The sequence below is a fragment of the Dyella japonica genome, from assembly GCF_040545895.1.
Taxonomy (GTDB): domain Bacteria; phylum Pseudomonadota; class Gammaproteobacteria; order Xanthomonadales; family Rhodanobacteraceae; genus Dyella; species Dyella japonica_D.
On sequence record NZ_JBEPMU010000001.1, the window covers coordinates 315,311 to 329,429 of the forward strand.

Annotated in this window: 11 protein-coding genes; 5 read left to right on the plus strand and 6 right to left on the minus strand. The window is 59.5% G+C overall.

Annotated features, from left to right (window positions below):
- Positions 1 to 13: 13 nt before the first annotated feature.
- The 4 genes from ABIC75_RS01440 (at position 14) to ABIC75_RS01455 (ending at position 5,417) form a co-directional block, all read left to right on the plus strand.
- Positions 14 to 1,561, plus strand: coding sequence for a phospholipase D family protein (locus tag ABIC75_RS01440; protein WP_354012085.1), 1,548 nt, complete (start codon positions 14 to 16; stop codon positions 1,559 to 1,561).
- Positions 1,562 to 1,848: 287 nt separating this feature from the next.
- A complete protein-coding gene (locus tag ABIC75_RS01445; protein ID WP_354012086.1) occupies positions 1,849 to 2,424 on the plus strand; it encodes a TetR/AcrR family transcriptional regulator in 576 nt (191 codons plus the stop codon).
- Positions 2,421 to 3,692 carry an amidohydrolase family protein gene (locus ABIC75_RS01450; RefSeq protein WP_354012087.1) on the plus strand — a complete coding sequence of 424 codons (1,272 nt, stop codon included), beginning with the start codon at positions 2,421 to 2,423 and terminating at the stop codon, positions 3,690 to 3,692. The genes ABIC75_RS01445 and ABIC75_RS01450 overlap by 4 nt, the downstream gene beginning before the upstream one ends.
- A 138-nt stretch (positions 3,693 to 3,830) precedes the next feature.
- Positions 3,831 to 5,417 carry a Gfo/Idh/MocA family protein gene (locus ABIC75_RS01455; protein WP_354012088.1) on the plus strand — a complete coding sequence of 529 codons (1,587 nt, stop codon included), beginning with the start codon at positions 3,831 to 3,833 and terminating at the stop codon, positions 5,415 to 5,417.
- A gap of 1,814 nt (positions 5,418 to 7,231) precedes the next feature.
- Here the strand turns inward: ABIC75_RS01455 and ABIC75_RS01460 are convergent.
- The 4 genes from ABIC75_RS01460 to ABIC75_RS01475 all read right to left on the minus strand — a co-directional run bounded on the left by ABIC75_RS01460 (position 7,232) and on the right by ABIC75_RS01475 (position 11,190).
- Positions 7,232 to 8,635: an MBL fold metallo-hydrolase gene (locus ABIC75_RS01460; protein WP_354012089.1), complete on the minus strand. Its 1,404-nt coding sequence runs from the start codon at positions 8,633 to 8,635 to the stop codon at positions 7,232 to 7,234.
- A gap of 46 nt (positions 8,636 to 8,681) precedes the next feature.
- Positions 8,682 to 9,533 (minus strand): universal stress protein, encoded by an 852-nt coding sequence (locus ABIC75_RS01465; protein WP_354012090.1) that lies wholly within the window; start codon positions 9,531 to 9,533, stop codon positions 8,682 to 8,684.
- Between the two features lie 204 nt (positions 9,534 to 9,737).
- On the minus strand, positions 9,738 to 10,109 hold the full coding sequence (locus ABIC75_RS01470) for a hypothetical protein (protein ID WP_354012091.1): 372 nt from the start codon (positions 10,107 to 10,109) through the stop codon (positions 9,738 to 9,740).
- 67 nt (positions 10,110 to 10,176) lie between these two features.
- Entirely contained in the window at positions 10,177 to 11,190 is a 1,014-nt protein-coding gene (locus tag ABIC75_RS01475; RefSeq protein WP_354012092.1) for a hypothetical protein, read from the minus strand.
- A 425-nt stretch (positions 11,191 to 11,615) separates the two neighbouring features.
- Between ABIC75_RS01475 and ABIC75_RS01480 the strand changes: the two genes are divergently transcribed.
- Positions 11,616 to 12,311: a CBS domain-containing protein gene (locus ABIC75_RS01480; RefSeq protein WP_354012093.1), complete on the plus strand. Its 696-nt coding sequence runs from the start codon at positions 11,616 to 11,618 to the stop codon at positions 12,309 to 12,311.
- A 515-nt stretch (positions 12,312 to 12,826) separates the two neighbouring features.
- On the opposite strand, the gene ABIC75_RS01485 is transcribed toward ABIC75_RS01480, so the two are convergent.
- Together ABIC75_RS01485 and ABIC75_RS01490 are read right to left on the minus strand one after the other, a co-directional pair.
- Positions 12,827 to 13,240 (minus strand): universal stress protein, encoded by a 414-nt coding sequence (locus tag ABIC75_RS01485; RefSeq protein WP_354012094.1) that lies wholly within the window; start codon positions 13,238 to 13,240, stop codon positions 12,827 to 12,829.
- Positions 13,241 to 13,288: 48 nt separating this feature from the next.
- Positions 13,289 to 14,089 carry a universal stress protein gene (locus ABIC75_RS01490; protein ID WP_354012095.1) on the minus strand — a complete coding sequence of 267 codons (801 nt, stop codon included), beginning with the start codon at positions 14,087 to 14,089 and terminating at the stop codon, positions 13,289 to 13,291.
- Positions 14,090 to 14,119 lie beyond the last annotated feature (30 nt).

The following is a 14,119-nucleotide window of genomic DNA, read 5'->3' on the forward strand; positions in this document are numbered from 1 at the left end:
TGGATATCGCTGGATGGTCGTGTTGGCCTTCACCATCATTTGCCACTTCCTTCAGGCGTGCTCCACGCTGCCCGCGCCTGAGGATAAGGAGCAGACGCATCACCTGCCGCCTGCCACCGATACCGCATCGGCGCGGTACACACATGCGGAAGTAGACAAGCACCAACACCAATCGGGCTTCCGGCTGTTGACCTTGAGTACGAATGCGCTGCTCAGTCGCGTAGCGCTCGCAGATCATGCGATGCACTCGATCGACTTGCAGTACTACATCTTCGCCAATGACATGACGGGGCATCTGATGCTGCAGCACCTCCTTGCTGCGGCCGATCGTGGCGTGCGCGTGCGGATACTCATCGACGACAATAACTTCGATGACAAGGACCATCTATTCGAGGCATTGGACTCGCATCCCAATATCGAGATCCGGCTGTTCAACCCTTTTCAGACACGCAACCCGAGCCTGGTGTCACGATTCACCCAGTTCATGCTCGAGTGGCGCCGTCTTAATCGGCGCATGCACAATAAATCGTTCATCGTCGACAACGAAGTGGCCATCGTGGGCGGGCGCAACATCGGCGATCCATACTTTGATGCCGGGAGCGATACACATTTTCGCGACCTCGATGTGGTGGCCATCGGTCCCGTAGTTCAACAGGCGTCCGAAGCATTCGATGGCTATTGGAATTGCGATGCTGCGTATCCGCTGAACAAGCTCAAGAAGACAGATGGTTCCGATCAGAAGCTCGTTGCCGCACGGCAGCTACTTCAACAGGACGTGCGCGCGTTCGCACAATCCGACTACGCGCAATCTGTGCTGGACGAGCTGCCTGATGGACCAACAGCCGACAAGCGCGGCGCATGGTTTTGGGGAGATGCCGAACTTGTGGCCGACCAGCCTGAAAAGATCGAGGCAAAGCACGATGAGCCTGCGCTGCGCATCGGCCCACGACTGAAGGCCATGATCGATAGCGCTCAGCATGAAATACTCGCGACGACACCATACTTCGTCCCGGGTGATGCTGGTACAAAGCACCTCGTATCTCTGGCGCAAAGTGGCATCACGGTCAAGATACTTACGAACTCGCTCGCCTCCACCGACGAAACAGCGGCCCATGCGGGCTACGTGCACTATCGCAAGGCGATAGTCTCAGGCGGCGTAGAGCTCTATGAGCTCAAGCCATCGTCGGGTCAGAGCCAACCATCCACGTCACTGGGGCAATCGTCCGGAATCAGCTTGCACGCCAAGACCATTGTCGTCGACAGCCGTCAAGTCTTCATCGGCTCGCTCAACATGGATCAGCGCTCGAAGCTACTGAACACTGAAATGGGCGTCATCGTGGATTCGCCCGGTTTGGCCAAGGCTATCAGTGACTTCTTCCAAACGGCGACACAGCCTTCCAACGCTTACAGGGTGGAGATTGCGCCCACTTCCCATCAGCTCATCTGGGAAGCCGACGATGAAGGCAAGCCAGTGACCTATCAGGATGATCCCGGTGCGACCACGAAGCGGCGCGCCGAAGTGACATTGCTGCGCATGCTTCCTATCGAGGGCTTGCTCTAGTTACCCGGTAGTTGCCACTCGCTCCCGTGGGTGCGGTTTCGGCGCCCATCTGACGGACCTGTCGCTGATTGGGTCGGTCCGCAGGGATCCAGTACATGCTTTTGGGCAGGGCGATGAGGGCAAGTTTGAGGCCCTGGCCATGACGCCGGCGTGCTTGGCTGCATTCTTGAGCAGCGCCTCGAGTCCTCGACGTGGCGGGCACGTCAAGCTTGACCTCGTCCGGAGGCCGCATTGCGGATGCTGAATTTGCGGTGTACAGCGTACGCTTTAACGCGTACGCTGTACACATGAGCAAGGATCGCATCTTCGCCGCCGCCAGAGCCATTCACGACCACGAGGGGGTCGCAGGACTTACGGTGCGCAAAGTTGCCACGCGCGCCGGCGTCTCGCCCATGGCGATGTATCGACACTTCGCCGACAAGGGCGCTCTCTTGAACGCGCTGATGGACGACGGCCTCGCTGCGTGGGAGAAGATCGTCCGCGCCATCCGGGCCAACGATCCGATGGAGTGGCTGGAGGCTGTGACTGAGGCTTTCCTCAAATTCGCCCTTAGCCAGCCGCACAGGTTCGATGCCGCTTTCTTCCTTCCCGCGCCCGAGGCACGGCGCTATCCCGATGACTTCGTCGCAGGCCGTTCTCCGGTCATAGCGATGATCATGATCAGGATCGATCAGGCTAAAGCGGACGGACGCCTCGGCGACACGCCGGCGGTGGATATTGCCTTGGCGCTCGCAAGCCTGGCGCAGGGGCTGGTCTCCATGCAGCGCGCCAACCGATTTTCCAGCGACAGACAGTTCCGGATGCTCTTTCGCGCCCAGCTCCTCCATTGCCTTCAATCCTTTTCCTCACGGAGAAAACAATGAGTGCCATCGCCAAAGTCGTGGCCGCGATGACGGTCGCTGTCTTCGCTCTAGCGGGGGAAGCCGTTGCGAAGCCGCTCGCTATCGTGAATGCCGAGATCTATCCGTCGCCCAATGCTCCCCAGATACACGACGGCATAGTGCTCGTGCAGGACGGCAAGATCGTCAAAGTCGGTACCCGGTCAGAAGTTTCGGTGCCCAGGGCCGCTCGAGTGATCGACGCGCATGGCGCTGTTCTCACTGCAGGCTTCTGGAACAGCCACGTTCATATCATGCCTTCAGACCTCATGGGCGCGAAGACAGCCAAGGCGGCGGCGCTCGAAGGCGGCATCCAGGCGATGCTGACGCACTGGGGCTTCACCACGGTCTTCGATCTGGGGTCTTCGACTGAAAACACGTTGGCATTGCGCAAGCGCATTGTGTCCGGCGAGATCGCCGGGCCCATGATTCTTACGTGTGGCGATCCGTTCTTTCCCGAAGGTGGCACCCCGATCTACGTGCGGCAATACCTGGCTGATCACGGTTGGGCCAATGAGGAAGTCTCGACGCCGGAAGAAGCTGCCGATCGTGCGGTTCGACAGCTCGACCACGGCACGGACGCGGTGAAGATATTCGCTGGCGCTATCGTGGGCGGCGATATCGGCGTGCTGCCCATGCGCCTGGACATCGCCAAGGCCGTGGTGGCCGAAGCGCATAAGCGAGGCAAACCTGCTTTCGCGCATCCTTCCAACTATGCCGGCATCAACGTGGCTATCGACGCCGGCGCGGACATCCTGGCGCACACCACGGCGACCGAAAACGGAAGCCACGATCCTTACGGTTGGACGCCCACGCTTATCGCGCGCATGCGCGCCCGCAACATGGCCTTGACCCCCACCATGACGCTGTTTGAGTGGGAGGCGAAGAAAATCCACCAGAAGCCGGAAATCATGGCGCAGACAATCAAATTGATTACCTCCGAAGTGAAGGATTTTTCCGCCGCCGGTGGAGAAATCCTGTTCGGCACCGACGTGGGTTACACCGATGCCTACGACACCACCGAGGAATATCGCCTGATGTCGGGCGCTCTCGATTGGCGCCAGATATTGGCCTCGTTGACCACCGCACCGGCTTCTCGCTTTGGCTATGCCGCGCACAAGGGGCGCATTGCTCCGGGCATGGACGCTGATCTCGTGCTCCTCGATGGCGATCCGGCCAACGATCCAACCGCCTTCGCCCGCGTGCGCGACACCATCCGCGGTGGTCTGGTGATCTGGGGGACAGACCGCTAGTCACGCAAGAGCGTCGTGAAAGCTTGCTTCTCGCGCTGAAAATCGGCATCGCAAAGTCGTTGCCTTGATCCCCTGATCTCGTTGCAGCCAGAATGCAGCGCATCGGGTATCGATATCCAAACCGGGATTGCAACGCGCATGACGGATGAATCGAAAGTCACGAAGGAAGATCAGGGTAACTGCGCCGGAGAAACCATCGCCGGCATTGAAATAAGCGGCAAGATCTCACGCCGTGAGTTTCTCGCGGGCACGGCCATCGCCGCAGCCGCCGGACTGATGATCGTGCCTCGCCACGTCCTGGGCGGGCCCGGCCATACGCCGCCCAGCGATCGATTGAATATCGCTGGCATCGGTGTCGGCGGCATGGGCATGCACAACATGCGCGCCTTGGCTGGGGAGAACATCGTTGCACTGTGCGATGTGGACTGGCGCTATACGGACAAGTCCTTTCGCGGAATGGTCGATGGCCTGGGAAGAATGCAGGCGCGCCTCGACAAGGCGCAGACCGCGAAAGAGCGCCAGGAACTGCAAGACGAGATCGAGCAGACCAAACTGCTTTCCAGCAAGTTCAATTCGATCAAGCGTTATACCGACTACCGCCAGATGCTCGAACAGCAGAAGGACATCGACGCGGTGTTCATTGCAACGCCGGACCATCTGCATGCCGTGATCGCCAGCGCGGCGATGGGCCACGGCAAGCACGTGTATCTACAGAAGCCACTCACCTGGTCGATTTACGAAGCCCGCGAACTATCCAGGAAAGCGAAAGACAATCCCAGGCTCGTCACGCAGATGGGAAACCAAGGCCACTCGACTGACGATGCCCGGCTGATCAACGAGTACATCGCGGCCGGCGCGATCGGCGATGTTCGCGAGGTCCACGTTTGGACGAATCGCCCGCTTGCGTACTGGCCGCAGGGAATTCCACGTCCGCAAACCAGGCCGCAGCCGGACGATGCGAACTGGAACGAAGGCGCGGTGATGGATCGGCTTGCCAATGCCATGGTCGGTAACTATCCGAAGCCAGAAGGGCTGGCGTGGGATCTCTTCCTTGGCCCTGGTCCCGTCGTCGACTACCACCCTGTGTATCACCCGTTCAACTGGCGCGGCTGGGTAGATTGGGGCGTGGGCGCCATCGGCGACATGGGAGCGCACCTGATCGACTCCCCGTTCTGGTCGCTGGACCTGGGGTTTCCGACGTCCGTGGAGACCGTCTCCACGCCATTCAACGATGCCTCGTATCCCGTGGCGACAATGACGTATTACGACTTCCCCGCGCGTGGCAGCAGGCCGCCAGTGAAGCTCACCTGGTATGACGGCGCGTTGTTGCCGCCGGGGCTGCAAGCGTTAGGAGCCGGTCAGATGAGCAAGGATGGCGGCGTCCTGTACGTTGGGGACAAGGGCAAGCTCATCCACGAAACCTACGGCGCGAACCCGCGCCTGCTGCCACAGTCGTTGCATGATTCGGTGGGCACACCTCCCCAGACACTCGCGCGCATCAAGACTTCGCACGAGATGAACTGGGTGGACGCCTGCAAGGGGAGGGCGGAAGCATCGTCGCCATTCTCGTATGCCGCACGGCTGACGGAGGTCATGCTGCTGGGCGTCGTGTCCCTTCGTGCGGGCAGCAGGATCGAGTACGACGCACAGAACATGCGTATCACCAACATGCCGGGTGCCAATGCGTTTCTGCGCCGCGAGTATCGCGATGGGTGGTCTCTCTGAAACGACGAGATAACCACAGTCAGCGCGCGACGGCCAGCCAGTGTTACCGAGGGTGGATGATGCGTTCATGCCGGCGCCAGTAAAGCCTGCCTTAAATGATCAAGGGTCGGCTTGATGGTCGATGGCCTTATTGAAGTTGATGGGCGACGCGGGCTCGGTGGAGATGAAGATCCTAGAGCTCTTCGGGCAACTGGAAATTTCCGTGGAATTTCGAGCGCTCTTTCTTGGGCTGGACCATCTTCGGCTGGACCATGGGGATGGCTGCAGACGGACTATGGCATGCGACGCTAGCCAGCGTCCCATTTACCGAATCGTTCGAAGGCTCACGCCCGGGTGCTCAGGGCAGGCTTGGCGGCACGTAAAACAGCCGTGCCGGAAGGCTCGAAAGCCATCCAGCGAGAGATGCCAGGTCGGACAAGCCGAGGCCAGAAAAGGCGTTATGTTGTTATGGTCGTGAAAACAATCACTTGTGGCGTCTCAGCGTGGGAACGTAACGCCTTTAGTTGCTTGGCATTTCAACTGATGTTGTCATTTTGCGTTGGCTGCAAGTGAACGTGTTACTTCGTCTGCGGCGCCCAGGCACGCATCAATGTGTGCAACCGAAGCAAATGAACGCCGCGGGGGCCGGCAGACGCCCGTCAAGATTCCTATGTTGATACGCCCCCAAAACGCGCCGCGCGCGATCCTTAAGCAGCGCGGGCACTGAACTCACCGCCGACGCGAGCTGCAGGGCAGCCTTGGCCGGCACGACCCCCGCTTTGCGTGCCCGATCAGCCTGGAAGCCCGCGGCAATGCTTGCACGATATTCCGGCCATGAATGACGCATGGAGCGCCGAAGCTCGGTTTCTTCCGTGAGGCAGCATATGTCTCTGCGAGTGGCCTCAGTATTTGGCGCGAGTATGAATCGTCCAGTAAGGTCTGGCAGCCGCAGTTGGTCGTCGAGGCGCAAGGATCGCGCCCCGAGCTCACGAATTGTCATAGCGCCCTCGAACAACGAAACAAGAAGTTCGTCCGCCAAGCGGTCGTCGAGATCAAAGTTTCCTGACTGAAGAAAAGTCACAAAATTGTTCGCTACTTGCGGGCACCAGAAAAGAAGGGTGGCTATATTGTGGAAGTTCTGCGTGGTGACAATCAGCAGGAAGCATCACTCTTGGTTGCCATTGCCGCTCCAAAGCAGGTATCGGAGCGGGTTAGCCGAACGAGCATGCAGCGCGTCCGTCCGCACATAGACGACTTGGCGCTTCCGCTAATCATGACGGTCATTGAGCCCGAAGAGGGGGCGTCGCGGTTCTATCAGCGGGCCATTCAATTCTATGGTAAGCCTTAACGCTGTAAGGGTTGTCACGCCCTGATAGCCCATGCATGGCCTGATTTGAGAATTGCAGCTTAGTCGAGGAGTGCCAAACGCGTGCAAGTCGCGAGTCCATTAGTTGACTGGCTCGATGGAGACTAGAGCCACTCATCAACCAGCGCGTCAACCACGGCGTTCCGTCAACATTTCCGGCCGAGTAAGGCGATTAGGGCTCGTTATCGTGGCTAGAGCGACAGTCACTTTCCCAGTATCGAGATCCGCGTCCCGCCTGGAGGGCCGATCTGCTCGCTAGCCGTAAGTGAGGGCGAGGCAAAGTGGCTTTGGTGCAAGAACGCCATCGTGGGCCTTCTCAGTTCTGCACGAGCAAAAAGCCGCTATGGAAAAGTACTTCCTCTCTTCGATCTATCTTCGATAGATGCAATCGGCGGGCGGCTGTAAGTTGCTGAGCTCGACCGCGGGCGAGGATAGGTCTGGATGGGCAGGTGGCGGCGTTCCAGCGAGCCTATGGGTGCAGCGCGACAGGCTGCCCAAGCGCGGGAATGTAGTGAGGGATGCCCCTGGCGAGTAACTGCTCGGCCATGCCACGCATCCCTCGATCATACTCGCCGTGCACAAGCAGTACCTGACGGCGCCGATGCGGCCCCAGCCAGTCCAGCAAGGCGTGCTGGTCAGCATGAGCAGAGAAGCCGTTGATCGTCCAGGTGGCGGCGCGAACCTGGATGGGTTCGTCGAAAATGCGAACCTCGCGCGTGCCATCGATGATCCGCCGCGCCAGCGTCCCTTCCGCGGCATAGCCCACAAAAACCACGCTGCACTTTTCGCGCCATAGATTGTGCTTCAGATGATGGCGCACGCGCCCGCCGGTGCACATGCCGGACCCAGCCATGATGACGGCGCCGCCCTGGATCTGATTGATGGCCATGGAGTCAGCGGTGTCGCGCGTAAAGTGAAGCCCCGGCATGTCAAAGGGATCTTCGTCCCGCAGCGTGGCGAGGAAGGGGGCGCCAAAGCACTCAGGATGACGCCGAAAGATTTCAGTCGCCGATATCGCCATGGGCGAATCCAGAAAGACCGACATGCGCTTCGGTAAGTTGCCGTTTTCCTGTCCGCGCTTGAGGAAATAAAGAACCTCCTGAGCACGTTCGAGCGCGAATGTTGGAATGATGACGTTGCCGCCGCGATCCAGCGTGGTCGATACGGCTTCGTAGAACTCGGCAATGGAAGGTTCCAGTGCGCGATGCGATCGATCGCCGTAGGTCGTCTCCATGACGACATAGTCAGCTGGCGGCGCGGGTGTGGCATCGCGAAGCAGGGGATGTCCAGGGCTGCCGACGTCGCCAGAGAACAGTACTTCGATCCTCTTTTCGCCGCCCAGAACCTCCAGTATCACCGACGCGGATCCAAGGATATGCCCGGCATCCAGAAAGCGGGCACGCAAGCCGGGGGCAACGTCAATGGTCCTTCCATAGTTGACTGGCGAGAAGAAATCCATCGTGCGAAAAACGTCGTCGAGCGTAAACAGCGGCTTTGCATCCTCAGCACCACGCCGACGGCCGCTGCGCCGCGCCTTGCGTGCATCCTCTTCCTGCAGGCCTGCCGCATCCAGCAGGATGATCCGCGCGAGATCGATCGTGGCGGAAGTCGCGTAGATTCGTCCCCGAAAGCCACGACGAACGAGCAGCGGCAACCGACCGCAATGATCGAGGTGGGCATGTGTAAGCAGAACGGCGTCCATATGCGCAGGATCAAAGACGAAAGGCTCCCCATTTGCGCGCTCTGCGTCAGGCCCACCCTGGAACATTCCGCAATCGACCAACACGCTGCGCGAGCCACATTCGACTTGGTGGCAAGAGCCCGTGACTTCGCGGGCGGCGCCATGGCAGCGATACACAACGTCAGTGGCCATGGTCGATCACCTTTTTCATGATTCCAGCCTTCTTAAGTGCCCATGTTCAATGCCGCATGAACACCGGCATGGTCATCGTTTCAAGAACCTCGCGCGTTGCTCCTCCGAGAACCCACTCGCTGAAGCGGGTATGGCCGTAAGCGCCCATCACCAGCATGTCTGCCCGCACTTCGCGGGCTCGGCTCAGCAGCTGTTTGCCGATCTCGGCATCGGCAGCTTCGAACAGCAGGCTTTCGCTACCGATGCCACGCGCCGCCAGATAGTTCGAAAGCTCAAAGGGAGGCTGCCAGTCGGCCATGCCCGGCGGAAGCTGCTGCTTCCCATGTAGCACGATCACCTTGTCAGCTTGCTGGAGCAGAGGCAGTGCGGCGTGAACGGCGCGCATGGATTCGGATGATCCATTCCACGCGATGACGATGATGCGTGGAGCCCCCGACTTGTCCGTCTGATCGGGCACCACAATGCAAGGCATTCCCGAGCCAAGGACCATGTTGCCTACCGCGCCAACCGTCCCCCACAATGTTCGCTGGGAACGTCCAATGACGATCACGTCGTGCCAGGTTCCCGCCAGGGACAGCGAACGCGTTATCTCGTCCTGGGTAACCTGCCAGTGCACCTGTGCGGCGCCAAGAGCATGCGCAAACTGCTCGAAGTTCGGGCCCGCACCAAAAGCTTCGTCCTTGAGCTGCCGCGCGGCATCCTGAAATTCCTGCGCCAGGCCCGGGGTCTCCCACGGCGGGATCATGATGACGGGGCAAACGTAAAGGCCCGTGAGTCGCGCCTGGCGGCTAGCCGCAAGCATCGCCGCATACTGGGCAGCACCATTCCAGTGCTTGAAGCTCTCACAGAAGAGAAGTATGTCACGCATGGCCTGCACCAAGGCTTTTCCCGCCTTCATGGGAGCGCTTGCTGCCGTTTGACAAGACTGATGGCCTGCTTTCCTGCACTTGGATATCGGCAAGCGAGTTGGCTGTTAGCTCGACGGCTCGAATGCTGCCGGTGGGTGAAGGGACCAATCGTGGCTGCGCCTGGGTTTTCTTTGGCGGGACCGTTGCTGTCATGGCTGACCACCGCTTGTTCGCTTTCCGGTTGGGCATGTGATTTATCCTTGCTCTGTTTGGCTGCCGGCGTTTCCTGTCTCATCCAGGGCGTGCTGCGTTGTCTCGCCCTGCCAGCGCAGGCTTTTCTTCGCTAGCTCCGCATCGTCGTTAGCCAGACCAGTCAAAAAATCCACCTGAAGGTCAGCGAAAGTTGCTGTGCTTGCACATTGCGGGACTCCGGCAACGATGGCCGTGTCCTTATCCAGACCATGATTGAAGAATGACGGCCACTCCCTTTGCGCGCGCGAGGCGTCGAACATCCATGATTCGAAAGCGTTCAAGGTCGCGATACATGCGCCCTGGCCGAAGTTTTCGCAGACGCCGGTTGCGCTTTGCCTTGTGCGAATGAAGGTCGAAATAGACGAAGGCAGCATGCCCGTAGCTCACAAGCGGTGTTTGCGTCAATGTCTGCTTTTCCATGTGCATCGATATTGACGGTGATCAACGATGACGCGGGGCATCCGCTTCGACGGAGATGCCTGTTCTGGCCTCGCAACGGAGTGCCTTGGCACGGTCCATCGGTTCATCTATCCATTCCTGCACGGCATCGCGCAGCGCCATCCGCGACGACATGGCCGCGAACGCATTCTGCTTCATGGTGGCGATGTGCCGGTCCGACATGCCGTGCCCGCGCGACCATTCGATCGCATATCCCTGCGAGGCTGTCGAATACGCGGGTTCACCGCGGAGCCCCAACACCTCTTGCGCCACCTCTAGTGGATCAATCGCATCAGCGACATTGTTCGCCAACCTCGCCAGGCGAGGGTGGGGTGCAACGGCGGTCAGTTGGTAGTGGCGCAAGCCGTGAAGCGCAGCTTCCTGTGCCAGATCCGGTGCTAACTCGCGCAGGCGTGATGCGATGGAAGCCTGCTCGGAGATCTCGACGCGAGGCCCCAGTTGACGCGCAAGATCGATGCTTTGCTTGAGGCTGCCTCTTGCCATGGATAGCGATACCTTTCGCGCTAGCAAGCGGGCGCACTGGCTGGCATAGGGGATATCCATCAGGGCAAGCGCGTCCGCGAAGCCGATAAGACCGATCCGGAGCTTGTGCCCTGTCTGCGCTGAAGGAAGCCGGGCTTTCTGTATCGCGTTCTCCAGTATCTCCACCGCCAGCGATGCCGTGCGTTCGATGGCCGCCAGATCGAGAGAATCGCCTGGCATTCCGGGCTCGCCTACAAAAACCACTACGTTGATGACGGCGGCAAGTTCGTTGTCCGGCCACGCTTCGAGCTGCGTACCAGCCGTGGCGAGAATGCGTTCGTCGAGCAGTAGTCTCCACGTCTCCATGGCATCGAGCAGGCGCTGCTCGGTATCCCGAGTCGCCAGCGCACGAGCTACACGCCCCCAGGTGTCCTGAATGGAGACGTCTTTCAGCTCGTCGCGTTCCCGCCATCGAAACCATGCATCCCAGGCTTCGACGGCACAAACATCGATGAATTCTGGTGTCTTGCTCATGATTTCCGGCGCATCCCTGATATGCGCCAGTGTCGAATCTGCCCGCGGCAACCTCATTGAGGCGCATCAATTTGCCGTCACTTGCACCTTGTTACCGACTGTTACAAATCGTTTCAAATGCGTCTTCCTACAGTGATGTAGCGCCGCTATGGTTGATAGCGCATCGACCCGTTCGGAAATTGCATGGTGCTTTTCCTTCTTTCGTCCTCCGGCGCGCCGATGGCCAGCACGCCCGTGGCGCCGAGAGCCGCCATGGTCTACGTCACAGATGACGGGGACTGTCGAACCAGGGCAGGCGGCCCGGCCTTGAACGCGGCGCTTCCATCAATAGCGGGCTCGAACGAAGGGACCGATAGATGCGGGAAATGAATCCATGCACTGCCGTGCGGCCGGCTTTGAATGCGCAAATAGCGGAGACTTGAATCATGAAAGTGAGTGATGCGATGAATGGGCAAGTACGCACTGCGCTCGCCAGCGATGACGTGGTGTTGGCCATGCAGATCATGGTGGGGGCGAAGGTGAGCGGCCTTCCTGTCGTGGATGGCGAAGGGGCGCTGGTTGGCATACTTACCGAGGGCGATCTTCTTCGACGCCCGGAGATTGACACCGTGCGTCAGCGGCCGAGGTGGCTGGAGGTTATTCTCGGTCCGCGACGCTTGGCTCAGGAGTATGTCGATACACACAGCCGCCGGGTGGCTGATCTCATGACGGCCGACGTGGTGACCATCGATGAAGACGCCCCCTTGTCGGAGGCGGTCTCCCTCATGGAGGAGCATCACATAAGGCGTCTTCCGGTGACACACAAAGGACAACTCAACGGCATGCTGAGCCGTTCGGATCTCTTGCGGGCGTTCATCCATGCGGTGCCAAGGCGCGCTGAAACCGTGGACGTGTCCGATGCCCACATTCGTGAGTGCATCGACAACGAGATCCTGCGCTGTCCGTGGATAACCCGGTCAGCGATAGTCGTCGCAGTCGAGAGGGGTGTCGTGGAGATCGATGGCGTCGTCACCAATGAGGCCATGCGGGACGCGGTTCGTGTATTGGCGGAAAACGTTCCCGGGGTGCACGCAGTCAGGAACCGACTAACGATCGAGGACCCTGCCACCAGCTATTTGTAGAACGAATCCACATCATTGAGCCTCGTCAATGCCTTCCGCCGCCACGCCCGTACCGTTGTCTCACCCTCCATCGCAGCCGAGGCAATCTCATGCATCTACGTTCCTGGCATAACATGGGCGGCAGGGCAGAGCGTCGCATCTACGCCAATGGGTTTGCCGTGTTTCTCTTCACCACGGTCGCCAGCTCCATCGCGCTGTTGGTGAATTGGGGTGGCAGCCCCGATCCGCTGGTGATATGGATATGCGGCGTCAGTTCAATGCTTCTGTTGTTCGTATGCATCGCACGATGGAAGCGATAGCGCGATGGATCCGGCCATCACGCGTGCACTAGCACCTTCATCAAAACGATCGCATTGATGAGGCGGCAACCTGAGCTGCGAAAGTGGCCGCAGTCTGCACAACTACCGATCTCGGCAAGGCCATCATCCGTGGAAGGTTTGCACCTCGCCATGAGTCATTATTGTTGGCAATGGCGCACTGTGGCTGTGGGCGTGCTTCGTACTTTCCTTCTGGCTCTAACGGACCACCAGTACGGGAGTGTTGGAGTTGGACAGCACCTTGACGACAACCGAGCCAAGGAAAAGACTCTTGAGAAGGCCGCGCCCGTGTGATCCCATGACGATCAAATCACTTCGGTTCTTCTTGGCCCACTGAACAATCTCCATGCCCGGGTCACCAACGAGCATACGTTCCTCAAATAGATGTCCGGACCTTGTCAGGACACGTTCCGGACCGCGAAGTGCCGCCCTGCTGTTGATTATGTGAAGCCGGCAGATGCTGTCCGCGTCAAGGTGCTCGGTGATGTACTCGTGCATATGGTCATCCACATGGATGAGCGTAATCTCGGCATTCGCCTGCCAATGCAAAGCGACGTACTTGGCTGCCCGTGTACTGTTTGCACTTCCGTCAATGGCTAGAAGAATTTTCATGAGATGCGCCTCGCCCCATGCTGCCGAACTGCGACGTTCCAGGCAGGTCTAGTGCGCAAGCAGCAATGGGATCCTGGAGTGCTTGAGCATGTGCCGAGTTATGCCTCCCAAGAGCCACTCGCTCATGCGAAGATGCCCCCATGCACCCATCACGATGAGGTCGATGCCGTGCTCCTCGGCCAAAGACTGAATGTGGCGCCCGGAGGCCCTGGCTCCCGCGCCGGGAAGCCAACGCGCGTGAATGCTTCGGCGCTTCAGCCACTCCCTTAGAGGTAACGAGGGTGGCGCCGCGCTTTTTCGGCCCATTTCTCCATCGAGCACGATGACTTCGGCTGCTTTCGCAAGAAGAGGATGCGAAGCCCTTATGGCACGTGCTGACTCGATCGACCCATTCCACGCGATCAAGATTTTTTCCGGCGGCCCTGAAATGTCGCTACGTTCCGGTACAAGCAGTACCGGAACGGAATCGGCGAGTATCGATCGACCCAGAAGACTGGCGCCCCCGGAAGCGAGGTTTCCCAGGCCGTCAAGACCGGCCAGGACAAGATCCGCGAATACAGCGCGACGAACCATGACGCTTTGATAGAAGCCACGATCGACGCACCACTCGCCGTTCACTCTGTGCTTGCGACATAGCGCGAGCCACCAATCACGTCGCTCCAAGGCGGCTCGCTCTTCCTCGTCAAGTACGGTGAGGGCCTCCGGCAGCGATAGCACCAATGGATCTAGCGTGATGACCTGCATGCCCGTGACATGCGCGCGGTGTTGCCGGGCCAGTGCAAGCGCTAACCGAAACAGCGCATCGTCGTCATCGCGCCGGTTGCCAACGTCAACAAGCAGGTCGCGCATGGTGCCGCCTCCAGCACACTCCACCGTAAA

Coding starts and splice junctions, on each gene's coding strand:
- ABIC75_RS01480 (WP_354012093.1), top strand. CDS start 11,616: ATGAAAGTGAGTGATGCGATGAATGGGCAAGTACGCACTGCGCTCGCC.
- ABIC75_RS01450 (WP_354012087.1), top strand. CDS start 2,421: ATGAGTGCCATCGCCAAAGTCGTGGCCGCGATGACGGTCGCTGTCTTC.
- ABIC75_RS01465 (WP_354012090.1), bottom strand. CDS start 9,533: ATGAAGGCGGGAAAAGCCTTGGTGCAGGCCATGCGTGACATACTTCTC.
- ABIC75_RS01475 (WP_354012092.1), bottom strand. CDS start 11,190: ATGAGCAAGACACCAGAATTCATCGATGTTTGTGCCGTCGAAGCCTGG.
- ABIC75_RS01455 (WP_354012088.1), top strand. CDS start 3,831: ATGACGGATGAATCGAAAGTCACGAAGGAAGATCAGGGTAACTGCGCC.
- ABIC75_RS01485 (WP_354012094.1), bottom strand. CDS start 13,240: ATGAAAATTCTTCTAGCCATTGACGGAAGTGCAAACAGTACACGGGCA.
- ABIC75_RS01490 (WP_354012095.1), bottom strand. CDS start 14,089: ATGCGCGACCTGCTTGTTGACGTTGGCAACCGGCGCGATGACGACGAT.
- ABIC75_RS01440 (WP_354012085.1), top strand. CDS start 14: ATGGTCGTGTTGGCCTTCACCATCATTTGCCACTTCCTTCAGGCGTGC.
- ABIC75_RS01470 (WP_354012091.1), bottom strand. CDS start 10,109: ATGCTGCCTTCGTCTATTTCGACCTTCATTCGCACAAGGCAAAGCGCA.
- ABIC75_RS01460 (WP_354012089.1), bottom strand. CDS start 8,635: ATGGCCACTGACGTTGTGTATCGCTGCCATGGCGCCGCCCGCGAAGTC.
- ABIC75_RS01445 (WP_354012086.1), top strand. CDS start 1,849: ATGAGCAAGGATCGCATCTTCGCCGCCGCCAGAGCCATTCACGACCAC.